18 protein-coding genes and 1 tRNA gene are annotated in these 23,270 nt (G+C 49.3%); 13 read left to right on the forward strand and 6 right to left on the reverse strand.

Annotated features, from left to right (window positions below):
• The first annotated feature begins 77 nt into the window (after positions 1–77).
• The 5 genes from ACYVIY_RS08095 (at position 78) to kynU (ending at position 5,162) form a co-directional block, all read left to right on the forward strand.
• Entirely contained in the window at positions 78–1,163 is a 1,086-nt protein-coding gene (locus ACYVIY_RS08095) for an AI-2E family transporter (protein WP_460975800.1), read from the forward strand.
• Positions 1,164–1,412: 249 nt separating this feature from the next.
• Positions 1,413–1,760 (forward strand): four-helix bundle copper-binding protein, encoded by a 348-nt coding sequence (locus ACYVIY_RS08100; RefSeq protein ID WP_460975801.1) that lies wholly within the window; start codon positions 1,413–1,415, stop codon positions 1,758–1,760.
• A 59-nt stretch (positions 1,761–1,819) separates the two neighbouring features.
• Complete coding sequence (locus ACYVIY_RS08105) at positions 1,820–3,292, forward strand: hypothetical protein (RefSeq protein WP_460975802.1); 1,473 nt, start codon at positions 1,820–1,822, stop codon at positions 3,290–3,292.
• 58 nt (positions 3,293–3,350) lie between these two features.
• The gene (locus ACYVIY_RS08110; RefSeq protein WP_460975803.1) at positions 3,351–3,713 is read left to right on the forward strand and encodes a heavy-metal-associated domain-containing protein; all 363 of its coding nucleotides are present in this window, start codon (positions 3,351–3,353) and stop codon (positions 3,711–3,713) included.
• Positions 3,714–3,884: 171 nt separating this feature from the next.
• The gene (kynU, locus tag ACYVIY_RS08115) at positions 3,885–5,162 is read left to right on the forward strand and encodes a kynureninase (protein WP_460975804.1); all 1,278 of its coding nucleotides are present in this window, start codon (positions 3,885–3,887) and stop codon (positions 5,160–5,162) included.
• Here the strand turns inward: kynU and ACYVIY_RS08120 are convergent.
• Positions 5,139–5,834: a TetR/AcrR family transcriptional regulator gene (locus tag ACYVIY_RS08120; protein ID WP_460975805.1), complete on the reverse strand. Its 696-nt coding sequence runs from the start codon at positions 5,832–5,834 to the stop codon at positions 5,139–5,141. The genes kynU and ACYVIY_RS08120 overlap by 24 nt on opposite strands.
• Before the next feature lie 147 nt (positions 5,835–5,981).
• Positions 5,982–6,926, reverse strand: coding sequence for a tRNA epoxyqueuosine(34) reductase QueG (gene queG / locus ACYVIY_RS08125; RefSeq protein ID WP_460975806.1), 945 nt, complete (start codon positions 6,924–6,926; stop codon positions 5,982–5,984).
• A gap of 196 nt (positions 6,927–7,122) precedes the next feature.
• On the opposite strand from queG, the gene ACYVIY_RS08130 reads away from it, so the two are divergent.
• From ACYVIY_RS08130 to ACYVIY_RS08140, 3 genes are all read left to right on the forward strand, one after another.
• A complete protein-coding gene (locus ACYVIY_RS08130) occupies positions 7,123–7,746 on the forward strand; it encodes a nucleotide exchange factor GrpE (RefSeq protein WP_460975807.1) in 624 nt (207 codons plus the stop codon).
• Positions 7,747–7,815: 69 nt separating this feature from the next.
• On the forward strand, positions 7,816–8,979 hold the full coding sequence (gene dnaJ / locus ACYVIY_RS08135) for a molecular chaperone DnaJ (protein WP_460975808.1): 1,164 nt from the start codon (positions 7,816–7,818) through the stop codon (positions 8,977–8,979).
• Between the two features lie 173 nt (positions 8,980–9,152).
• Complete coding sequence (locus tag ACYVIY_RS08140) at positions 9,153–10,751, forward strand: Na+/H+ antiporter (RefSeq protein ID WP_460975809.1); 1,599 nt, start codon at positions 9,153–9,155, stop codon at positions 10,749–10,751.
• A 455-nt stretch (positions 10,752–11,206) separates the two neighbouring features.
• Here the strand turns inward: ACYVIY_RS08140 and ACYVIY_RS08145 are convergent.
• Positions 11,207–11,280 (reverse strand) — tRNA-Met (locus ACYVIY_RS08145).
• Positions 11,281–11,392: 112 nt separating this feature from the next.
• Between ACYVIY_RS08145 and ACYVIY_RS08150 the strand changes: the two genes are divergently transcribed.
• From ACYVIY_RS08150 to ACYVIY_RS08170, 5 genes are all read left to right on the forward strand, one after another.
• The gene (locus tag ACYVIY_RS08150; RefSeq protein ID WP_460975810.1) at positions 11,393–11,785 is read left to right on the forward strand and encodes an START-like domain-containing protein; all 393 of its coding nucleotides are present in this window, start codon (positions 11,393–11,395) and stop codon (positions 11,783–11,785) included.
• A gap of 78 nt (positions 11,786–11,863) precedes the next feature.
• The gene (locus ACYVIY_RS08155) at positions 11,864–13,372 is read left to right on the forward strand and encodes an LptF/LptG family permease (RefSeq protein ID WP_460975811.1); all 1,509 of its coding nucleotides are present in this window, start codon (positions 11,864–11,866) and stop codon (positions 13,370–13,372) included.
• Between the two features lie 104 nt (positions 13,373–13,476).
• Positions 13,477–13,752, forward strand: coding sequence for a 30S ribosomal protein S15 (gene rpsO / locus ACYVIY_RS08160; RefSeq protein WP_460975812.1), 276 nt, complete (start codon positions 13,477–13,479; stop codon positions 13,750–13,752).
• Positions 13,753–13,987: 235 nt separating this feature from the next.
• Complete coding sequence (locus ACYVIY_RS08165) at positions 13,988–16,114, forward strand: polyribonucleotide nucleotidyltransferase (protein WP_460975813.1); 2,127 nt, start codon at positions 13,988–13,990, stop codon at positions 16,112–16,114.
• Between the two features lie 75 nt (positions 16,115–16,189).
• Complete coding sequence (locus tag ACYVIY_RS08170; RefSeq protein WP_009282104.1) at positions 16,190–17,053, forward strand: sigma-70 family RNA polymerase sigma factor; 864 nt, start codon at positions 16,190–16,192, stop codon at positions 17,051–17,053.
• A 148-nt stretch (positions 17,054–17,201) separates the two neighbouring features.
• Here ACYVIY_RS08170 and ACYVIY_RS08175 read toward each other — a convergent pair whose 3' ends face one another.
• From ACYVIY_RS08175 to ACYVIY_RS08185, 3 genes are all read right to left on the reverse strand, one after another.
• On the reverse strand, positions 17,202–18,335 hold the full coding sequence (locus ACYVIY_RS08175) for an HU domain-containing protein (RefSeq protein ID WP_460975814.1): 1,134 nt from the start codon (positions 18,333–18,335) through the stop codon (positions 17,202–17,204).
• Positions 18,336–18,353: 18 nt separating this feature from the next.
• Complete coding sequence (locus ACYVIY_RS08180; RefSeq protein WP_460975815.1) at positions 18,354–20,039, reverse strand: TonB-dependent receptor; 1,686 nt, start codon at positions 20,037–20,039, stop codon at positions 18,354–18,356.
• Positions 20,040–20,114: 75 nt separating this feature from the next.
• Positions 20,115–23,138, reverse strand: coding sequence for a tetratricopeptide repeat protein (locus ACYVIY_RS08185; protein ID WP_460975816.1), 3,024 nt, complete (start codon positions 23,136–23,138; stop codon positions 20,115–20,117).
• Positions 23,139–23,270 lie beyond the last annotated feature (132 nt).

Below are 23,270 nucleotides of genomic sequence, written 5' to 3' on the forward strand. Positions count from 1 at the left end.
TACACCTGGCAATGGCTTAGTCAGCATCTTGATTATGTCGCTGGGTGTGCAGTTACTCACCATCATACACTCGTCTCATGCAGGCACTTACAAAACCGACTCGTTTTTTTATTTTTCTATTTCTTCTGTTCGGTGGCCTTTATTTTGCCAAAGTTGTGCTGGTTCCACTAGCCATCGCTGGCTTGCTGGCCACGCTGTTTTTGCCGTTAAGCGCTCGTCTTGAAAGAAGGGGCGTAAGCCGACCGCTGGCCTCTTTTATCTGTGTATGCTGCTTCGTTTTGGCCGTTGGCGGAATCATATCGTTGCTGGCATGGCAATCCGCTGAACTTACTCGTGATCTGGCTGGTATTGAGCAGCGAGTGACGACGTTTATCGATCAGACCCGGCAGTTCATTAGCCAGAAATTTGGCATTGAGGCAGAGCAACAAAAGGCCCTTATGCAAAAACAGTCGTCCAGTGCGGCTCAACTGCCTAAGATTGTGTTGAGCGTAATGGATTCGTTACTGGGCATAACGGTCGATCTCGTGCTGGTTCTTGTCTACACATTCCTATTTCTGTTCCTCCGCAGACGAATAAAAAACTTTCTGCTACGTCTGGTTCCGGCCAATCAACAAGGCGAAACACGTAAAGTAATCGATGAAAGCAGTCAGGTTACGCAGCGCTACTTGATCGGGACATTTACGATGACGGGTATGTTATGGGTTTTATACGGGATCGGGTTCAGCATTGTTGGGGTAAAGCACGCCATTTTCTTAGCGATTCTGTGTGGGTTGCTCGAACTGATCCCCTTCGTGGGCAATCTATCCGGCTCTTTGTTCACCATACTGATCTCTCTGGCTCAGGGGGGCGATACCCAGTTGATTCTGGGTATCGTCATTGTCTACGGAATCGTTCAATTTACGCAGACCTACATACTTGAACCACTGATTGTGGGATCACAAGTGAGTGTTAATCCATTGTTTACAATACTGGTAATTGTGATAGGCGAGGCCGTCTGGGGTATCCCTGGTATGATTCTGGCTTTACCGGCGTTAGGCGTCGTCAAAATCATCTGTGATCACGTAGAGCCGCTGAAACCTTACGGATATTTAATCGGGCAAGACGAACAGAAGGGATCTTCGGGTTTGATTGATAAACTCAAAGCGATGTTTGGTAAATCATAAAAAGCGAGCAGATCGAGTTGTGGAGTCACATTTGGAAAGTATTGCGTAAAAGTGGATAGCTACTAAGGTATGCTGTTACGTAAAAAAGATACGTTGGGCAGCTGCTGGTGCAGCTTTTATGGACGTAATAAGCTGCGCTGACGGAGATGTTACACAGCCAGTCCAGAATTATATAAAAACCCAATACGCCGTAGTCGGTTATTTTGTCAGACTAATAGTGGTCTGAAAAACACTAACCGATTTACGTTCATGGAAAACTCAACCTCACACACAGATACGTGTTTTGAATGCGCCGAAGCGTGCGAACGCTGTGCTACCGCCTGTATCATGATGCACGACGAAGATAGTCGACACCATGACATGACCGAGTGCATCCGGCTGTGCCGCGACTGCGCCGACATTTGTACGCTCTGTGGCCGATTAGAAGCCCGTGGATCCGAGTTTATGCGGGATTTTATGGCGCTCTGTGCCGAAGTATGCGAGGCCTGCGCCGAAGAGTGTGCGAAACACGCCGATCACCACGCTCATTGTAAAGCCTGCGCCGAAGCCTGCCGCAAATGCGCGGAAGAATGTCGGCACATGTCTGCCAACGCCTGATGCAGGGCCGGGATGATTTACCGTACGGCAAATCATCCCGTTTTTTAAAACAACACCTAATGAATAAGTTTATCTTTATTCTGCTGAGCAGTCTGAGTACGACCGTATCTGGTCAGCACCAGCATCACGAAGGCATGACGATGCCTCAACACAACCCGTCGACTAACCATTCGCAGGCTGATAGTACGAAACCAATGAACCATGCGGGCCACCAGATGGATACAAACCAGACGGCCGGTATGGATCGTACGCCCAATTACGGACTAACCATGGACACGGCTATGGGCATGACGCATTCGCTTTCGCGGTATTTACCCATGAACCGAAACGGGTCTGGTACGTCATGGCACCCCGACAATACGCCCATGTACGCGTATATGAGTCATCCATCGGCGAAAGGGTGGAGCTATATGCTGCACTACGCTATTTATTTGCGATATACCAGCCAGAATGCGCTGAATGCGTCAGGACGTGGCCGGGCTCAGCAGTTTGGAGCCCCAAACTGGTTTATGGGTATGGCCCAGCGTAAGGTTGGGCGAAGGGGCCTTTTCCAGGTGCGGGCCATGATCTCGCTCGATCCGCTGACCGTGAGTAACGGCGGGTATCCGCTGCTGTTCCAGACCGGCGAAACCTACAAAGGACAACCGCTCATCGACAAACAACACCCGCATGATCTGGTCTCTGAACTGTCGGTCAGCTACAGCCACGCGGTCAGCAAAGACGTTGATCTATTCGGTTACGTAGGTTACCCCGGCGAACCCGCTTTAGGGCCACCCGCCTTTATGCATCGGATTTCGGCGTTCAACAACCCCGATGCGCCTTTAGGGCATCACTGGCAGGACGCTACACATATACTGTTCGGCGTGGCTACGGTTGGTGTTCGGTATAAATGGGTGAGACTCGAAGGCTCTATGTTCAAGGGCCGTGAGCCGGACGAAAATCGGTATAACTTCGATGCCCCTAAGTTCGACAGTTACTCCTATCGGGTATCCGTTAATCCGTCGCCTTCGCTGGCGCTTCAATTTTCGCAGGGATTCCTGCACAGCCCCGAAGAAGCGCATCCGGATGAGAATGTTACGCGCACAACGGCATCCATTTTGCATAGCAAAGGTATAGGCCCAGGGAGTTACGTAACATCGGCGCTAGTATGGGGCCAAAACAGTCACCACGGCGAGAACGAAGGCTCGATCTTAGCCGAAAGCAGCGTGCAGATGAACCGGGTGGCTGTCTACGGCCGCTACGAGAACCTGGGGAAGTCGGCTGAGGAACTGGCTTTGCAGAATCAGATTGAGCCAGAAGGTAAAGTGCTGATCATAAACAATCTGACGCTTGGCATGAACTACCGGCTGGCCCAGCAACGTAACACCGATCTTGTACTGGGAGCGCAGCTTACGGGCAGCTTGCCTGATAAAACATTGCAGACATTTTATGGGAAAATGCCAATTTCTGGCCAAATTTACCTGCGTCTGTCTCCTTCGCTGATGACGATGAGCGACATGAAGAAAAGCATGAACGGGCACCATTCCCATTAAAAACTCGTTATTCATACACCATACTCCTGCTTGCCGGAGAGGCAAGTCCAACCAAACTATGTTGCGAAACCTATTTCTAACGGCTCTTACCTCACTACTTGTCCTGGCAAATGCCTTTGCTGGTGGTTCTGTCCGCGACGACAAAGAAAAGGAAGTAAAGATTAAGACATCCGCCGTTTGCGGTATGTGCAAATCCCGGATTGAACGGAATCTATCGTTCGAGAAAGGCGTGAAAGGGGCTGATCTCGACGTGAAAAGCAAAGTAGTTACGATAAAATATAATCCCGCAAAAACTGACGTAGCGAAGTTAAAAGCAAACATCAGCAAAACGGGTTACGACGCCGAAGAAGTAACCGCTGACCCGGCTGGTTATGCCAAACTGCCAGCTTGCTGCAAAAAAGGCGGTATGGACAACCAGTAGCCATAAGCTTGCTTAACATACCGAAAGGCGATTCCGTACGGGATCGCCTTTTTGGTTTAATAATTATCGAACCGATTAAGGCTGATCTTACGGAAGAGTGCTGCGGTTTATTGATCGAATGAATTAGCGTAGGGGTAGGGAGGAAATGTCCGAATAAGTAGCTTTACGCCTATGATAGTCGAAAATTCACTGGTCTTCGCCCAGCAGCTTGATCAGGACGATCCGTTACGTCACTTTCGCGACCGCTTTTTCATTCCGCACCGCGCTGGTAAACCCTTGATCTACCTGTGCGGTAACTCGCTTGGGTTACAGCCCAAAGCCGCCCAGACCTCAATGGAGCAGGAGCTGGCTACCTGGCAGAATCTAGGCGTTGAAGGCTGGTTTGAAGCGCCTGAAGGTGCTGAGCATACCTGGTTAGGCTACCATACTACTTGCAAAGATGCCTTGGCTCAGATTGTAGGTGCTGACCCAGCCGAAGTTTGTCCCATGAACGCCCTGACGGTAAATATGCACCTGCTGCTCGCATCGTTCTACCGGCCTACTGCTACCCGCTACAAAATACTGACCATAAAAGGCGACTTCCCTTCCGATCAGTATGCCTTGGAAACCCACGTAAAACACCACAACCTAGCACCTGCCGACGTACTGATTGAGATTGGGCCTCGTTCAGATGGTTCCGGGCTTATTCATACGACGGATATTCAGGCTGCCATTGCCGAACACGCCGATTCGCTGGCTGTTATCTGGATGAGTGGGTTGAATTATTACACCGGGCAGGTTTATAACATGGCGGCCCTTGCCGAAACGGCTCAGCGGCATTGCCTCCCAATTGGCTTTGATCTGGCGCACGCGATCGGTAACGTACCGTTGCGGCTGCATGATTGGGGCGTTGATTTCGCCACCTGGTGCTCCTATAAATACCTGAACAGTGGGCCTGGCGCGGTTTCCGGCGTATTCGTTCACCAGAAACATCATGACCAGAATCTGCCCCGGCTGGCTGGCTGGTGGGGCTATCGGGAAGACAAACGCTTTGCCATGCAACCTGGCTTTCTCCCGGCTCCGGGTGCCGATGGATGGCAGTTGAGCACACCCAATATTATGGCGTTGGCCGTGCATCGGGCCGCCATCGCCATAACGGCCGAAGCCGGATTAAACAGACTTCGGCAGAAAAGCGAGCAGCTAACCGGATTCCTGGAGTCTTTGCTGACGCCATTCAGCGAGATACAAATCCTGACGCCCGACGACCCCAATCAACGGGGCTGTCAGCTGTCACTGCTGGTCCGAAAAAACGGGAAGGCCTTATTTACGTACCTAACTGAGCAGGGCATAATCGGCGATTGGCGCGAACCCGACTGCATCCGCCTGGCCCCCACTCCCCTGTATAATACGTTCGAAGACGTATGGCGAGTGGGGCAGGCGATACACTCATTTTTTGCTCAGCCCGTCTGAGGCCTGTCCATCCAGTGCCAGCATAGATTTTTCTTTAGGGTTGGTTTTCTTCCTACGGTTCTGTCGCTCGTTTAACTGAAGATAAGCCCCGCGGAAAATCTGCCGGACAACGGTTTCAATTTGTGCCCAGTTTTCGTCATCGGTCAGGTCAAACCCAATGGGAGCTTTCTTTTGCTGACTCAACAGTGAGAGCATAACCATGGCACTATGGATAAAGGTAACATAAGCCAGCCCATAGGAAGTTTGAAGCAGTTCGCTGATCTGCCGGATCAGCAAGCGAAATTGCTGCCCTTTCTCAATCGTAAAAGGGCTGGTCGGCACATTCATTCCCAACAGCTCCGCCCTGAAAAACTCCTGGGCCTGGGGGTCGTTGCGAAACTGTTTGTATTCGGCCAGCAGGTATTCACAACACGTTTCGAGAACCTTCTCCAACGGTTCGGTGCGTAGCTGTTCAATGTCGATCGGAATAACGTCTGTCGGGGGATTAACCTGCCGGGTATACGCATCGAGCAGGCCTTCTAAACCCCCAAAATAACGGTAGATCAGGATCTTGTTAACACCCGATCGACTGGCTATTCGGTTGATTCCGATTTGATCATACCCTTCTGTTGAGATAATCTGGCCAACGGCCCTAATGAGCCGCTGTTCGGTTTCGGCGCGGTTTCGCTGCATACTGGGTAACGACAATTCATAAGGTGTAGTAGTTCATATGTAACCATAAAATCATAACTTTATGACAGCCTACCGACTAAATAAATTGCTGACAGATACGTATTGCCAACGTAGTAACGGGCAAAAAAGCAATCAAGTGTCTGTATCTTAATGCGATTCACCAATTAGTAAAAATGATACATTACGTTTCAATCCCTCCAGTTTTGTTCGCTTTACGGCTGAGCGCCGAAACACCTCGTTAAACACGTCCTGCGTAATTTCCTGCCAGTCGTTCTGCGTAAACGAAGCTAGGTCGGGGTGAGGTTCAAATGCAGGTGTTTGGTGAGGGCGGGCGAACCGATTCCATGGACATACATTCTGGCAGATGTCGCAGCCGAAAATCCAGTTCTCGAATTTGCCTTGTACTTCTTCGGGAATAGCCTCCTTTAACTCGATGGTATAATACGAGATGCATTTACTGCCATCCACTACGTAAGGCCCTACTATAGCTTCTGTTGGGCAGGCATCAATACAGCGCGTGCAAGTACCGCAGTAGTCAGTGATAGGACCGTCCGGCTCTAGTTCCAGATCCAGAATCAGCTCGCCAATGAAGAAAAAGGAGCCAATCTGCCGGTTGATTAAGTTGGTATGCTTACCAACCCAGCCTAAACCGGCTCGTTTGGCCCAGGCTTTGTCCATAACCGGAGCCGAATCGACAAACGCCCGGCCACCAACCTCACCAATTGCTTCGTGGATATAAGCCAGCAGCTCTTTCAGCTTATCTTTTATGACAAAATGATAATCTTCGCCGTACGCGTATTTTGACAGCTTATAGTCAGCATCGCCTTCGGGCAACGGCTGAGTAGGGTAGTAGTTGAGCAGCATCGTCACCACGGATTTGGCATCGTCGACCAACAGACGCGGATCGAGCCGCTTATCGAAATGATTGGCCATATAATTCATCTGGCCGTGCATGCCGTTTTTGAGCCAGGTTTCCAGCCGGGGCGCTTCTTCGTCCAGAAAGTCGGCCTTCGCAATGCCGCAGAAGTCGAAGCCTAATTCAGTGGCTTTGGATTTGATGAGCTGGGCGTATCGGCTGGCTGACGCGTGCATAAACTAAAATTGAAATACAGAGTAGTCAGTTTGTCTAGCTAAGAACGATTTTACCTGCCTTTTAAATCCTGTACTCGGTACGAATGCAATTAATTCAACTACAGAAAATGTGTCAACTTGGCAGAAAATGCGGTTTTGGCCGAGCTTTTGCCCATCTTTGCTTATGAATTTCTGGAAGAGAAATAGGAACTCATCAATGGAAAATAAAGACATTTTGGACGATCAATCGTCTACGGATACCCAACAACCTGACAACCTGACCAACGAAACGACGGACCGCGAGGAAGCCAGCCCCGTCAATGGCGGCACATCGGACGACGCAACTGCACAAATTACCGACAACGACGTATCAGTCGAAGCAGAACCCACGCCTACCGAAACCCCTGCCAATCGCGAACTTGCCGAATTAAAAGATAAGTACCTGCGTCTGTACGCTGATTTCGAGAATTTCCGTCGGCGCACAGCCAAGGAAAAGCTTGAATTGATCAGCAACGCTAACGAAGGGTTGCTTCAGGCACTTATTCCGGTTGTCGATGACTTCGAGCGGGCCATGCAGTCAATGGAACAGGCAGAGGACGTAGCGGCCCTCAAAGAAGGGGTTACGTTGATTTATACCAAATTGTTTAAAACCCTCGAAGGCAAAGGCTTGAAGCCGATGACGTCGAAAGGAGAGCCGTTTGACGCTGATCTGCACGAATCCGTTACGCAGTTCCCCGCGCCGAGCGACGATCTGAAGGGCAAGGTTATTGATGAAGTCGAAAAAGGATACTACCTCAATGACAAGGTGATCCGGTTTGCAAAAGTTATTGTAGGCAGTTAAAACAATGAGTGAATGAGTGAATCACCGCACCGGCGGCCCGGTCATTCACTCATTCACTCATTCAAAAATATGGCAACCAAGCGCGATTATTACGAAATACTGGGCGTTGATAAAAACGTCTCGCCGGATGACTTGAAAAAGGCCTACCGCAAGATGGCCATCAAGTACCACCCGGATAAAAACCCTGACGACCCGACCGCCGAAGAAAAATTTAAGGAAGCGGCCGAGGCTTATGATGTCCTGAACGACCCGCAGAAAAAGGCGCGTTACGATCAGTTCGGTCATGCCGGTATGGGAGGAGCAGCCAGCGGTGGCTACGGGCCAGGTGGTCCGAGTATGGAAGACATTTTCAGCCAGTTCGGCGATGTCTTCGGCGACGACTCTCCGTTCGGGAGTTTCTTCCGCGGGGCCAACGGTGGTGGACAACGTCAGCGCGTACGGCGCGGCTCTGACCTGCGCATCAAACTGAAACTGAACCTACAGGAGGTTGCCAACGGCGTTGAGAAGAAAATAAAAGTGAAACGGCACGTTGCCTGTACTACCTGTGGCGGCAACGGCTCTAAGAACGGTACGTCCGTACAGACGTGTTCGACCTGCAGTGGCACCGGCCAGACCCGAAAAGTGGTCAATACGATGCTGGGGCAGATGGTGTCGACCAGTACGTGCCCGACCTGTAATGGAGAAGGTAAGCTGGTAACGGATCGGTGCGAGGTATGTTTTGGTGAGGGACGTGTTCTACAGGAAGACGTTATCCCAATCAAGATTCCCGCGGGTGTAGCCGAAGGTATCCAACTGTCGGTCGGCGGTAAAGGAAACGTACCGCCCCGCGGTGGTGTAGCCGGCGACCTGCTCATTGTCGTTGAAGAGGAAGAAGATGCCGATCTCAAGCGCGATGGCAACAACGTCGTATTTGATCTGTACGTAAACTTTGTCGATGCGGCTATCGGTACGAGTGTAGAAGTGCCAACGATTGACGGAAAGGCACGTATCACTCTTGAACCAGGTACGCAGAGCGGAAAAATTTTGCGGCTAAAGGGAAAAGGTATTAAAGAGTTAAATGGCTATGGCCGGGGCGACGAGTTGGTTCACGTCAACGTATGGACACCGAAGGTCTTGTCGGCTGAGGAGCGTTCAATACTCGAGAAGCTGCGCAACTCACCTAACTTCCAGCCCAAGCCAAACAAGAATGAAAAAGGATTCTTCGACAAGATGAAAGACTTCTTTCACGGTTGATAGCTGATAGATAGAAAAGGGAAAGCCTCGGTCATATTGAATCGGGGCTTTTCGTATTTTAAGCGGCTGGTTCTTAATTTTCAGGTTGCTATGCACTAGCGTGTATAGATTAATTGTCCACACGCGCTGTTGGCCCGATTTGAGCTACGTCTCCAACATCCCTTTGTAATCGTATGCACCAAACACTATTTCTGTGCTTATCATTGTTGCTGGCTGTATCATTATTCGTCATGATCGGGCAACGATTACGTATCCCAGTACCTATTTTTTTAGTAATCGGCGGATTGGTTCTCAGCTTCATTCCGGGTATTCCGTTGATTAAAGTTGATCCAGACCTTATTTTCTTGATTTTTCTCCCGCCCTTGCTATATGAAGCCGCCTGGTATACATCGTGGAAAGAATTCTGGCGCTGGCGACGTATTATCATCGTGCTGGCTTTCGGCTTGGTCATAATTACCGCCTTTGCTGTAGCGTATATGTCGAGTACGTATATCCCTGGCTTTACCTTGGCGCTTGGTTTTTTGCTGGGCGGTATTATCTCGCCACCCGATGCCGTCGCGGCTACGTCCGTCCTGAAAAATGTCAAGATTTCCAAAGCTACGACCAGTATTCTGGAAGGCGAAAGCTTAGTAAACGACGCGTCGAGCTTAGTAGTGTTTCGATTTGCCCTGGCGGCTGTGTTGTCTGGTTCCTTTGTTTGGCAAAAGGCCGCTACTGATTTTGTGATGGTTACGTTCATGGGTATAGTTGTTGGTCTGCTCGTGGCGGGTGTATTCTACTGTATTCACCGATGGCTACCAACGTCTACGCGCATCAGTATCCTGCTGACTTTTCTGGCACCATACATCATGTACCTGGCGGCTGAGGAGTTTGACTATTCGGGCGTGATGGCGGTTGTCAGCGGAGGACTATTTTTGTCTAATCAAAGCCATGTCATTCTAAACCATAGTTCGCGAATTCAGGGGTTGGGCATGTGGTCTACCGTTGTTTTCGCCTTGAATGGGTTAGTTTTCATCCTAATCGGGCTTGAGCTACCCGTAATCATCAATGGTCTGGGCGATTATTCAAAGACAGAAGCTGTTGGCTACGCGCTCCTGATTACATTGGTCGTTATTGTCACCCGATTAGTATTTGCCGTATGTGCGTCGATTTTCACCCGATTCATTGGTCGATACATTACTGTTGCCCAACGTAATCCCGGCTTGCGGGGCCCGATTATACTTGGCTGGGCGGGTATGCGCGGGGTAGTTTCGTTGGCTTCGGCTCTGTCGGTTCCGCTAACCCTACAGAATGGTGAACCGTTTCCCCACCGGAACCTGATCCTGTTTATCACATTCGTTGTTATTCTGGTTACGCTGGTGTTCCAGGGGCTGACGTTGCCGCTGCTGATCCGATGGATTAAGTATCAGGACCTCGAACAGCGTATTCCAGAAGATGAACAGGAGTCGATCATTCGTTTGAAACTCATGCAGGCCGCCTTAAATCAGTTAAACGAAAAATACTCGTTGCATGCGCTTAACAACGAGCTGGTCGGTAATCTAAAAAATCGAATCGAAAGCGAAGTATATTTGACCACGCAACATCTGGATTCGTTAGCATGTAACGAGGAGCAGGTGAGGGAGTATAACCAAATCCTTGTGGAGATTTCGGCCGTCAAACGCCGGGAACTTCATAAACTACGTACTAAACAGGAGTTCGACGACGATGTGATCCGGAAGGAAGAAGCCCGAATTGATCTGGAGGAAGAGAAGATTGATCATCCAATTCACTGACTGTAGGGAGCCGAAGCACTTTACAATGCCCGAAGGTTTTTCCAGCAATAAATGGACTGGCAAATGTCTTAGCCGTTACTCAGTTAGTTGACTATATACGGACAAGTGAAGACATAGACGTAAGCTGCCGTTATGAAAATAAGGGTAGGAGCGGTATAGGGTAACCAAAAAATAAGGCGCGTAATGACTAGTCTAGTACGCACCTTATTTTTTCGTAAATTGCCACCCTATTGAGTAAAAAAGTTATGTGTGCGAAAGGCCGGTCGCTCTGCAGCCGGTCTTTTTTGTGAATTGACCGTACGCACCACGTAACGTAGTACATAGGTGGGTTGTAGCTATGGCTCCTGCGCGAACGTATTAGATAGGCTGTATCCGTAAGAAGTAAGAACCAGTGTAGACGTAACAAATAAAAAACGCTTAACAAGCTGATTTTCCAGTTGCTAAGCGTTTCAGAGTAGCGGGGAGCAGGATCGAACTGCCGACCTTAGGGTTATGAATCCTACGCTCTAACCATCTGAGCTACCCCGCCGATTTGATGCCACAAAACTAAACAAAAATTGGCGTAGTGCAATGAACAGCGTTGACTTTCGCAAAAAAAATCGTTTACCTTTGCTCACGTCCCCTTTACCCCAGTAGCTGTTATGGAGAAACTCAAATTTGTTGCTGAATACGAACTCCGGGCATCCCCAAAAATGCTGTTTCCTTACATCAGCACCGCATCGGGCTTGTCGCAATGGTTCGCTAGCAAGGTCAATACGTTACCAGAACAACGGTTTGATTTTCAATGGGACAATGAAAGTCATATTGCCCGCCAAGTGTCGATGCGACAAAATAAAGGCGTTCGATTTGAGTTTCTAGATACCGCTTTAAATGGCTCCGACAATAACTACGTTGACTTTCGGGTGGATCAGAGTGAACTGACCCAATCTACTTTTTTGCGCATAACCGACTACTCATCGACCACTGACGAGGACGAACTCAAAGACCTCTGGGATGGTTTAATGGATAAGTTAAAAGAAATTGTCGGTAGTTAACATTATTTATGATTGTTGATCGATGATTTATCACCGTTTAGGTGTTAGTAATAAAAGATCATCTATCATAAATCCTGAATGAAGAAGATAGATAAGTTAATACTCGGCTCGTTCTGGGGGCCGTTTTTTCTAACACTCGCCGTCGTCATTTTTATCTTCCTGATGCGGCTATTGATGTTTTACATCGAGGAGTTCGTTTCCAAAGATCTTGATATCGCCACCTTCGGCCGACTGCTTTTCTACTTTGCTTTATTGACAATTCCGACAGCCCTTCCGCTCGCGGTGCTGCTGTCATCGTTGATGACGTTCGGAAATTTAGGCGAATTCTTTGAGCTAACCGCGTTGAAGAGTGCGGGCATCTCGCTCACCAGAGCCATGCGGCCACTGCTGATTGTGGCAATCGGCATCAGCCTGTTTTCGTTCTGGTTCAATAATACCGTATCACCCTGGGCTAACCTGAAAGGCTATAGCCTGCTGTATGATATCAAAACGGCAAAGGCTGCGCTTAATTTAAAAGAAGGTATCTTCTATAACGACCTACCTGGCTATAGTATCAAAGTCGATCAGAAGATCAAAGCGCCTAAGGGCAGCACAACCGGCGATCTGCTTAAAGGACTGGTTATTTATAAACACTCAAACAGCGGTACAGAGACGGGGAACCGGGAGATTATTCTGGCCGACTCGGGGCGAATGTATACGGATAAGGACCGAACCTATCTGGTTTTTGAGCTATTTAATGGTAACGACTATCAGGAGTATTCAGACAACAGCTCCGTATCGTATGCCAGCAGCGGACCGTCGGGTAAAGGTGGACAGTTTGTTCGGAACGGATTCAAGGATTACCGACTCGTGATCAGCCTTGAATCATTCGGGATTAAACGTACCGACGAAAATCAGTTTGAGTATCATGAGTACATGAAAAACCTCAGTGAGTTGTCGGCCCTGACGGATTCATTACGTAAGGAATACACAAGCACCAGCCTGAGTGTTGCCAGCACCTCGCGCCAATATTATAACTATCAGTTCCGGGCTGATGCGACGGTACTGCAAAAGAAGCTTACGTATGGCAAGTGGGTGGACTCGTTACTGAAGAAGCAAAAAATCAGCCCATTTGAACTGGCCCAGGCGGCCCTAAGTCAGGCTCAGAACATTCTGTCGTACTCTACCTCAAACGTTACGTATCTGACCGAAAAAGAAAAGAACGTCTGGAAGTATCAGCTGGAAAGCCATCATAAGTTTACCCAGTCCATATCCATCTTCGTGATGTTCCTGATCGGCGCGTCGATGGGGGCAATCATCAAGAAGGGCGGTTTTGGATTGCCCGTTCTTGTGTCGATTGTTTTTTTCATCGTCCTGTATGTTCTAACGCTGACCGGCGACAAGTACGCGAAGGATGGCTTGCTTTGGGTGCCGCTTGGGGCCTGGATGGCGAATCTGGTTTTGTTTCCGGTCGGCTTGTTCTTAATGCAGCGTGCCCGCCATGATTCTCGGCTGTTCGACAAAGATGTGTATGTAATCGCGTGGGAGCGACTAAAACAGAAGTGGGCCGCTCGTCGCCAGCAGTCTGCCAGTGCGAGTTTGCAATAAGTAGATACTTTCTATAAAACGGTCGCCCGAGGGGCGTAAACTCTTTATTTTTACCTATCTTTGCACCCGAATTTATTTTTGTTTATTTAATAAGCTGTCTGAAGATGTATTTAACGACCGAAAAGAAACAGGAGATTTTCTCCACCTCGGGTTATGGCAAAAGTGCTACGGACACCGGGTCGGCCGAATCCCAGATCGCGCTTTTCACGTACCGGATCAGTCATTTGACCGATCACCTGAAGGTTCACAAGCACGATTACGGCACTCAACTGGGACTTTTAAAACTAGTAGGTAAACGTCGTCGTTTGCTAAACTACCTGCAAAAGAAAGACATTACCCGATACCGGGCGATTTTGGCCGCCTTAGGCCTGCGTAAATAAGGCAGGTACCACGTACAAAAAGGGAATCTACTAACAGTAGATTCCCTCATTTTTGTAGTTTCCTTACTGAAGCGGTGATTGCTGCGGTGAAAGCGGTTGAGGAAAGCGTATTGATTGATGTTCGTTGATTGTGCGTTTAGCTGGTAGAAATCCCCAATTGAAAGCCAGCGACCGCTACGGAAGTAAACCACAATCAACAAAAAAGCTGTAAGAGGGCGTATTTAAAAACTGTTGTATGTTTCAAATCACCACGCAATCCGTTGCGCTGCCCGACGGGCGGGAAATTACCATCGAAACCGGCAAACTGGCCAGACAGGCCGACGGAGCGGTGGTCGTGAGGTTAGGCGACACCATGCTGTTAGCTACTGTTGTATCGAGCAAGGACGCTAAAGAAGGTGTTGATTTTTTGCCTTTATCGGTTGATTATCAAGAAAAATTTGCATCCGCTGGCCGAATTCCCGGTAGCTTTCAACGGCGTGAAGGTCGTTTAGGCGACCACGAAATTCTTATCAGCCGTCTGGTTGACCGGGCGTTACGTCCTATTTTTCCGGACAACTATCACGCCGACACCCAAGTTATCATTACGTTGATTTCGGCCGATCCTGAAGTACAGCCGGATGCGTTAGCTGCCTTAGCTGCTTCGTCGGCCCTTGCCGTATCTGATATTCCCTTCAACGGACCAATTTCAGAAGTTCGCGTTGCGAAGATTGACGGTGAGTATCGAATCAATCCAAAAACTGCCGATTTGGATCGGGCTACGCTTGATCTAATCGTAGCCGCTACCGAGAAAGACATTTGTATGGTTGAAGGCGAAATGGACGAATGTTCAGAAGCCGAAGTTGTGGAGGCTTTAAAAACCGCCCACGAAGCCATCAAGGTGCAGTGCCAGGCTCAGAAAGAATTAGAAGCGAAAGTCGGTAAGACTGAAAAGCGGGTATATAACCACGAGACGCACGACGAAGAACTTCGGGCGGCCGTTCGGGCGTATGCCTACGATAAAATATACGAAGTAGCCCGTCGGCAGAACCCCAGCAAGAAAGGGCGTGCTGAAGGGTTTCGTTCGATCCGGGAAGAGTATCTAGCTACCTTTCCCGAAGGTGCTGAAGTAAACGTAGGCCTGATTAAGACCTATCTTCACGATTTGGAGTGGGAAGCGTCACGTCGATTAGTACTTGACGAGCGTACCCGGTTAGATGGTCGGAGATTAGACGAAATACGTCCTATTTCGGCTGAGGCTGGCTATTTGCCCGGTCCTCATGGCTCTGCATTATTTACGCGGGGCGAGACCCAGTCGTTGACAACCGCAACACTTGGTACAAAGGTTGATGAGCAAATTGTTGATCAGGCTATGTTCCAGGGATACAGCAAATTCTTATTGCACTACAACTTCCCGGGCTTCTCGACGGGTGAGGTAAAACCCAATCGTGGAGCAGGTCGCCGGGAAATTGGTCACGGCAACCTGGCACACCGCTCGTTGAAGAAGGTATTGCCGCCCGAAAACGAAAATCCATACACGATCCGGATCGTATCTGACATTCTGGAATCGAACGGTTCATCGTCCATGGCAACAGTCTGCGCCGGAACGATGGCGCTAATGGATGCGGGTATCAAGATCAAAGCACCCGTAGCAGGTATTGCCATGGGCTTGATCTCTGACGGCGAGAAATACGCGGTTCTGTCCGACATCCTTGGTGATGAAGATCACCTGGGGGATATGGACTTCAAGGTGACGGGCACTGAAAAAGGCATAGTAGCCTGCCAGATGGACTTGAAAGTAGAAGGCTTATCGTATGAAGTACTTGCCCAAGCGCTGGAGCAAGCCCGCCAGGGGCGCCTGCATATTCTGGGTGAGATGCGGAAAGGAATCGCTGAAGTACGATCAGATCTGAAACCTCATGCTCCGCGTGCTATCGTTATCAAGATCGACACAAACCAGATTGGTGCAGTTATCGGACCGGGCGGTAAAGTCGTTCAGGATATTCAGAAAGACTCGGGTGCAGTTGTCAATATTGATGAGCATGACAATGCCGGTTGGGTGAGCATTTTTGCGACCAACAAAGAAAGCATGGACAAAGCTGTCTCACGCGTTAAAGGTATTGTGGCTGTTCCTGAAGTTGGCGAAGTCTATGTCGGCAAAGTAAAAACGATTCAGCCGTTTGGCGCCTTTATCGAATTTATGCCGGGGAAAGACGGATTATTGCATATTTCCGAGATCAAGTGGGAACGGCTTGAGAGCATGGAAGGTGTCCTGCAGGTAGGTGAAGAAATAACGGTAAAATTGATTGATATTGATAAAAAGACTGGAAAGTATCGCCTATCACGAAAAGTTCTTTTGCCGAAGCCTGAGAACAAAAATGCATAGGGTATTGTTACTTTTTTGTGTAATGCAACGTCCAAAGTTAGCGTTATATAGCCACCCAGACCGGGGCAACGTATCATGAGACAGCTAAAAATTTCAAAACAGATTACCAACCGCGAGAGCCAGTCGTTAGACAAGTACTTGCAGGAGATTGGTAAAGTGGACTTGCTTACGCCTGACGAGGAGGTAACGCTGGCCCAAAAAATTCGCGAAGGCGACCAACTTTCGCTGGAGCGGCTCACCAAAGCGAACCTCCGCTTTGTGGTATCCGTAGCTAAGCAATACCAAAACCAAGGACTTTCTCTTGGTGACCTAATTAATGAAGGAAACCTGGGTCTGATCAAAGCTGCGCAGCGTTTCGACGAAACACGTGGGTTTAAGTTCATCTCCTACGCCGTTTGGTGGATTCGTCAGTCTATCCTGCAGGCGTTGGCTGAACAGTCACGGATTGTACGTCTTCCACTGAACCGGGTTGGGTCGCTGAACAAAATCTCGAAGACGTTCTCTGATCTTGAGCAAAAATTTGAGCGCGAACCGTCGCCCGAAGAGTTGGCTGCGGTGCTTGAAATTTCGGCTGCGGAAGTTGTTGACACCCTGAAAATTTCGGGTCGTCACGTATCAATGGATGCTCCGTTCGTGCAGGGTGAAGAGAACAGCCTTCTCGACGTACTCGAAAACGATGGCGAAGACAAACCTGATTCCGGTTTGATCAACGATTCGTTACGTAAAGAAGTACAACGGGCGCTTTCGACCTTAACACAGCGCGAAGCTGACGTAATTACGCTCTATTTTGGCTTGAATGGCGAACATGCCATGACGCTGGAAGAAATCGGTGAAAAGTTCAACTTAACCCGTGAACGGGTTCGCCAGATTAAGGAAAAAGCTATACGTCGTCTACGTCATACGTCGCGTTCAAAAGCGTTGAAGACATACTTAGGATAAAAGATCCTGTTTGCGTTTGATAAAAGGCTCCTGCGAAAGCGGGAGTTTTTTATTTTTAATGATCTTATGTTTTGTGCAGATCACCTGCAACCAAAAAAAGGGGCATCGTGATGATGCCCCTTTTTTAGTTACGAAAGAATGAAATCGTTTAGTTTTTGTAAATCCAGGCTTCCGTACCAGCCAGTTCACTGATGGCTGACATACTCGCAACGGCTTCAGAGCGATCGGCTGATCCTATCGCAGCTACTTTATACAACTGGCCTTTTTCGGCCGGGATAATCACGTACGCATCCGCATAACCGACTTTCCGCAGTTTACGACGGAAACGCAGGGCATTCGCCTTATTAGAGAAACTCCCGGCGATAACCGTAAAATAAGGTGTTGTCCGTGAAAGTTTTACGTCTGCCTGTGCTGTTGCTGGAGCTACAGCCGCAACACCCGTTGCGGTTACGTCAACGGACTCGCTATGGGGTTGAGTAACTGGTTTCGTTTCGCCAGTGGATATTGGTGTTGCTGGTTGGGGCTCAACAACTGCTACAGGTGCCGGCTCAGGTGCCGATTGCTGAGGAACCGCAATTTTTGCCGCCTTGGGTGTTTCAGCCGAGTTTTGGTTAGCGAACAGTTCAGTTGGGAAACGTAGTAAAGAGCCTGGGTCTAAACTACTTTGGAATGGTTGACCAGGCTTGATGACCGAGAAATAACTGACCAGCCCTAATGAACCAACCAGAAGAGCCGCTGCCGCTACCCGCCAGTAAGGCTGCGAACGACGTAGGGGCACCAGAGTTGCCGTGTCCTCCTGCACTAAAACCGGACCAAGTGCCGTTTCAGATGGCTCAACCACAACCGCTTCTACGGCTTTAGACACAACCGATTGGGCTGGTATGGCATTCATGCCATACGCTTCGCCGAAAAAATTGTGCCGTAAACTAGGATCAAACTGCAGCCGGCCTTCGTCATTATGAGTAAACGTGCCAATACCATCGAGTTCGAAGCGGCCGGTGCTGGAAACCTGCTGCCGAAGCTCATACACAAAGGCGCTGATATGGCGTTGAGCACCGTCGCGTGTAAGAGGCTCGTGGAGCATGATGTAATTCGCTAAAATTCCATCGTCGAGCCGTAAGGCTTCATTAAACGCAACGCGTTTGCGGGGCGGTAAATACAAACCACTCGCTTCTGTAAACGTTGCTGACTGATAGTGCGTCAGAAATGCGCCTAACTCGGGTACGACCACACAATCGTACTGATACAGCAATTTTTTCAAGTATTCGTTTACGGAAGCCATGACGCGAGTGGTGGATGATTAGAATGAATAACTAATTCCTCCAAGAAAGTTAAGTCCTTGAACTTGATAATACAAATACCGCTGGTAATTCTGGCTGAAGATATTATTCAACGAGACAAACGCTGATAGCTGCTTGCCTAAGAAATAGTCAATTTTAACGTTCGCGTCGTAAATCGGTTTTAGGGTGTAGGTGGTGTTTGATACGAAGTTTTTGTTTTTGATCCCCTTGTAAAAATACAAATCAGCCGTGACGAATAATTTTTTGTTCAGGATATAAGAATTCGTCCAGGTACCGGCTAAACGCGGACGGCCCCAGGCCTCTTCCAGCCGGTCGAGACCGTAGCGGAAAAATTCGCCTTTAAGGGTCGAACGAAACTTGTCTTTCTGGGCGTAGCCCAACTGACCAGATATAGTCAGCACCCGCGATACGCCACCGTCGTAGAGAACAAAGAATTTTGTTGTATCGGGTATTGTATTGTTAAACGTCGAGAAATTCCGGTAGCTGGCGTAGGACACTTTTGCTTCATACGAGAAACCTCCACCCAAATTTCCTTTCGATCCACCGTAGATATCCAACGACTTAACAGTGTTAACTAAAAGTACTTGTGGAGCAAGCCATTTGTTTTCAGTCAACAAGGAACGTAACGTATTTCGATTGATGTCACCGTCGACTCCGGCAAAAAAGTGAATGTTTCCTACCGGTACTACGTCAATATCGACTACTGGGAACGCTCTGGTATCATTGATCGACTGTCGCTGATCCGTCTGGTTGACGGCGTTTATACCCGCCGTTAGCGTAAATAAGGGCGAACTGTATTTGAACGTAGGTTTAACCCGAAATAAGTTTCGGTTGTCGACGATTGAGCCGTCGGAGCGTTGCGTTACGTAGGCATCGGCGGCTACCAGAGCGAACACATTGTCCGTGATGCCGAGCGAGCCGGTAAAATTAGTGGCCCAATCCGTTTCGGAAGCATTGTATAAATCCCGAAGACTCGTGATACCAGTTCGAAGGGAGTAGTCGATGGCGTTTTCGCTGTTGGCATTCTCGATACCGACGCGAAAATTAATCGTGTTGAGTCGCTGCCGAATGGCTTCCCGATTGAAGCCTTCCTGTTGGGCAAACTCCCGACTGTACCCGTAGAAATGATACGCGTTGCGGTCGAAACCCAGGTCAGCCTGTACCTTAAACGCATCCGTCAGGTATTTTCCCGTTACACGAACACGTGTATCACTTTGAGCGGAATTTTTACCATCAACCGGGCCAAGGGCTGAAGAAAGGTGACGAGCAGAAGCTTCAAGTGAAAGATTTGATAGATTGTTAAGACCGACAAAGCCTTCGCCTAAAAACGAGCTGTAGTTCCCCGCGCCAACTTTTACGTAGTTGTTATAAGCCGACGTTTGATTCGGTTCGGTAGTGGCTGGTGACAACACACCGGGTGTTATGCGCGGATCACCCACCGTAAGCTTACGGTCTTCGAACTCATAGGTAAGCTTGCGCTGCTCGGCCGATGGTTTGACGGAGGGAATCTTGTTAAAGATCCGATTCGCCGGAGGAAGCTCAATCTTCCGGCTTTTTTCAACGGTTATTTCCTGGTTATCAACTTCGCCTTCCTTTGTCGGACGCGTTGGTCGCGGTTGCTGCTGGGCAAACAGCGTGGCCGATACCGAAAGAAGGCTTATGGTGAGTAGGGAACGTGCAGACATTAATGAATGATGATTTATAAGTAATACTGGAAGAGACTAGCTAGTTTTTACGCCAGCTAGTTTGCCTACCGTACATTAATTTTTGCTTTCAATTCCGGCCAGCTTCTGCCTGGCCTCGGCAATGATGGTTTCGTTAGTCGAGTTCTCAATAATAGAGTTCAATACTGCTTTGGCCTGGGCGAATTCTTCCAACGCAATATTGTTATCAGCCACCAGAATGAACGCTTTGCCTTTCCAGTATTCAAATTCGCTGAACTGTTCGTTGAACTTTAACAGAAGAGCAACGGACTCCTTGTACTTTTTCTGGCGGAACAGGATGTCACCGAGATTGAACTGGGCTTCGGCACCGTTTACGTCTTTCGCCAAAGCGATTGTACGTTCAAATTCAGTCTGGGCTGCCTTATAATCTCCCTTGCTGAAAGCGACTTTCCCTAACATCAGCTGCGCCCGGTTTTGAGCGCCCGGTACTACGTTACCCGTTGCGACAATATCGCGCGCAATTGTGGCCGCTGAATCAAGCTTGGGGTAAATGAAGTATGTATCCATTAACCCGAGTTGTGCCGTCACCTGCTCCGCTTTACCATTGGCCCGGTTCAGGATAATCTGATAGTTCCGAATGGCACGTGGGTAGTTCTTCTGTTTTGCTTCCAGGTCGGCTGCACGGGTGGCCGACCGTACCAGGAAGTCGGAGCGGTTGTCGGCAATGACCTGGTTGTAATACCGCAGCGCATTCGCCGGATCGTTGGTTTGCCGATACGACTCACCCAGGTAAAAACGGGCTTCGTTGGTGTTCGGGCTTGATGGGTACTCCTGTAGGAACGAAAGCAACGACTGAATGGCCTGCTGATATTTCTCGTTGAAGTAGATGTTCTTGGCGTTCTCGAACTGCACCCGCTCTACCTCCGTACTACCCGGATTGCTTTTCTTATACTGACCCAGCACCTGTGAAAACTCTTCGGGCCGACCAGCATCATTTAAGGTATTTTGAATCCCTAACAAGGCACTTTGCGCCTGTTCAGAGTCGCCGTAGTTGTCCAGGATGCGTTTGTAATCGGCAACGGCCGGATCGTACTGTTGCAGGTTGCCGTAAGCGATCGCTCGTTTTAATAAAGCGGCCGGGACAAGCGCACTGTTTGGTTTTTCCTGGATTAGCCGGGAGAAGCCACGAATGGCGGCCTGATAGGATCCTTTTTCGAAATCGACATTGGCCGCCTGAAGCAACGATTCATCGACAAAGCGCGAGTTTGGGTATTGCCGCTGGACCTGATCAAATTGCGCTTTGGCTTCGGCATCGCGGCCGACGTAGCTCAGGATTACTGCTTTCTGATAGGATGCATAATCTTTATCCGGTGAATTCTGAGCGATAGCCTGGTCGTAGTAGCGCATTGCGTTTTCGTATTGCTTGCTGGCAAAATACGTATCGGCCAGGCGTATCGTCGCGTCCAGAACCTGAGCCCGGTCACCCGCGTTAGCTCCGCGACTAACAAAGTCCCGGAAGTAGGTTAAGGCGCGGTTGTAGTCTTTCTTGTTATAGTAGGCATAGCCAAGGGCGTATAAGCTTCGCGTTGCGTACTCTCCGCTACCTTTCGATACGCTCGCGTACAACGGAATTGCTGTATCGTATTGTTTACCCGCCGAATAGGCTTCCGCTTTCCAGAACTGAGCGGCTTGCTGCAATTCGTTGTCGACCGGGTAACGTAACGATTTATCGAGATTAGCGACCGCCTGGGGATAGCGTTCGGAGTTAAAATCGTTAACGCCCTGATTATACGTTAGTCGCTGATACGTAGCGTTAATTTTTGGCGTACGCCGTTTCAAGCCTTCAATGTAAGCGATAGCAGCTGGGTAATTATTCGACGCAAAATATGCTTCGCCAACCAGTTCATTCGCTTCGTTCTCAAACTTACTGTCGGGGTACTGTTTCAGAAAAGCAGTAAGCTCCTTTACCGCGTCGGCCCCGTTGTTCTGATCGAGTTGAAGCTTCCCGTGGTTAAAACGGGCTTCTTCCTGAATGGCCTTGTTGAACGACAAACGCCCGGCCTGATCAAAGGCATTCAGTGCGTACGACGGATTTTGCGTCTGTAGATAGCTAACGCCAAGCGTATAAGCCGCGTACTGCGCCGTGGTGTCTTTGCCAGCGGCCAGCGGTTTCAACTGCGTGATCGCATCCTGATACTGACCGGTGCGAAACAGCGACTGACCGTACCGGAACCGAATCGCGCCCGGCGCTTTAGCTCCAACCCCATTCAGGTACTGCTTGTAGTAAGGAATCGCTCGGGCAAACTGGTTCTGCTGATAGAACACCTCAGCCGTGAACAAAGCCACCTCGCTCAATCCCGATCCGTTGTTCCGACGTAACAAAGGCTCAGTATACGTAAGAAGATCGTCAAAGCGACGCTGCCGGTACAAGGCCTGGGCAATCCAGTTCGGAACCTGGTTCTGATACGTTGGATTGTTCTCTACGCGCCGGAAATCGGCAACGGCTTCATTGAAGTTCTGGTTTCGGAAGTTGATGACCCCCGCGTAATACGATGCGGCCGGAGCATCCGGCGAATTAGGATCTACTTTAACCTCGTTTAAGAGGGGTAGCGCACGCTGCAAGTCCTGCGTGTTGAAATAGGAAATGGCCAACTGATACTTGTAGGCGGTTTGCTGAGTGCTGCTACCTCCCTGCGCTACGGCCTTCTCGAGGAAGTCGATGGCTTTGGTATAATCCTGACGGGTATAGTAGTACGTGCCTAAATCGCCGTACAACTGCCCGGCTTTTGGGTGTTGGCTGTGGTTTTTAACGAAGCGGTCGACCAGCAGTTCGGCACCGGGCTCGTCGATGTACAGGCTCGTCAGCGCTATATAATATTCCGCATCAACGGCGTTCTGATCGTTTGTGTTGAGCAGCGTGTTCGAGCCATCGCCCCGGCGCGGTTCGAGGTACTGACGAAATTCATAACGGGCCGCTGCGTAGTTGTTTTTTTCGAACAGCTCAAGGCCATTCCGGTAGTGGTAATCGGGTTCTGAGTAACTCTGGGTGCGCTGAGCGAGCGTAGTTAGCGTAGTAAGCAGCCCAAAGGTCACTAACAACAGCAATCGATGAGAATGCATACGGATTGGCTGGAACTGACCTGGTTGGGGTTGAGGATGGGGCATAAACGAAATCAACGGTTGTGAATACTTGGAATGCGTCGTAGTTTCGCCGACAAATTGGCAAATTTCAACTCAAATCTGGACAAAAAA

The organism is Spirosoma knui, assembly GCF_054780635.1.

Coding starts and splice junctions, on each gene's coding strand:
- rpsO (WP_460975812.1), top strand. CDS start 13,477: ATGTATTTAACGACCGAAAAGAAACAGGAGATTTTCTCCACCTCGGGT.
- ACYVIY_RS08110 (WP_460975803.1), top strand. CDS start 3,351: ATGTTGCGAAACCTATTTCTAACGGCTCTTACCTCACTACTTGTCCTG.
- ACYVIY_RS08130 (WP_460975807.1), top strand. CDS start 7,123: ATGGAAAATAAAGACATTTTGGACGATCAATCGTCTACGGATACCCAA.
- ACYVIY_RS08155 (WP_460975811.1), top strand. CDS start 11,864: ATGAAGAAGATAGATAAGTTAATACTCGGCTCGTTCTGGGGGCCGTTT.
- ACYVIY_RS08165 (WP_460975813.1), top strand. CDS start 13,988: ATGTTTCAAATCACCACGCAATCCGTTGCGCTGCCCGACGGGCGGGAA.
- kynU (WP_460975804.1), top strand. CDS start 3,885: ATGATAGTCGAAAATTCACTGGTCTTCGCCCAGCAGCTTGATCAGGAC.
- ACYVIY_RS08120 (WP_460975805.1), bottom strand. CDS start 5,834: ATGCAGCGAAACCGCGCCGAAACCGAACAGCGGCTCATTAGGGCCGTT.
- ACYVIY_RS08105 (WP_460975802.1), top strand. CDS start 1,820: ATGAATAAGTTTATCTTTATTCTGCTGAGCAGTCTGAGTACGACCGTA.
- ACYVIY_RS08095 (WP_460975800.1), top strand. CDS start 78: ATGCAGGCACTTACAAAACCGACTCGTTTTTTTATTTTTCTATTTCTT.
- dnaJ (WP_460975808.1), top strand. CDS start 7,816: ATGGCAACCAAGCGCGATTATTACGAAATACTGGGCGTTGATAAAAAC.
- ACYVIY_RS08100 (WP_460975801.1), top strand. CDS start 1,413: ATGGAAAACTCAACCTCACACACAGATACGTGTTTTGAATGCGCCGAA.
- ACYVIY_RS08185 (WP_460975816.1), bottom strand. CDS start 23,138: ATGCATTCTCATCGATTGCTGTTGTTAGTGACCTTTGGGCTGCTTACT.
- ACYVIY_RS08140 (WP_460975809.1), top strand. CDS start 9,153: ATGCACCAAACACTATTTCTGTGCTTATCATTGTTGCTGGCTGTATCA.
- ACYVIY_RS08150 (WP_460975810.1), top strand. CDS start 11,393: ATGGAGAAACTCAAATTTGTTGCTGAATACGAACTCCGGGCATCCCCA.
- ACYVIY_RS08175 (WP_460975814.1), bottom strand. CDS start 18,335: ATGGCTTCCGTAAACGAATACTTGAAAAAATTGCTGTATCAGTACGAT.
- ACYVIY_RS08180 (WP_460975815.1), bottom strand. CDS start 20,039: ATGTCTGCACGTTCCCTACTCACCATAAGCCTTCTTTCGGTATCGGCC.
- ACYVIY_RS08170 (WP_009282104.1), top strand. CDS start 16,190: ATGAGACAGCTAAAAATTTCAAAACAGATTACCAACCGCGAGAGCCAG.
- queG (WP_460975806.1), bottom strand. CDS start 6,926: ATGCACGCGTCAGCCAGCCGATACGCCCAGCTCATCAAATCCAAAGCC.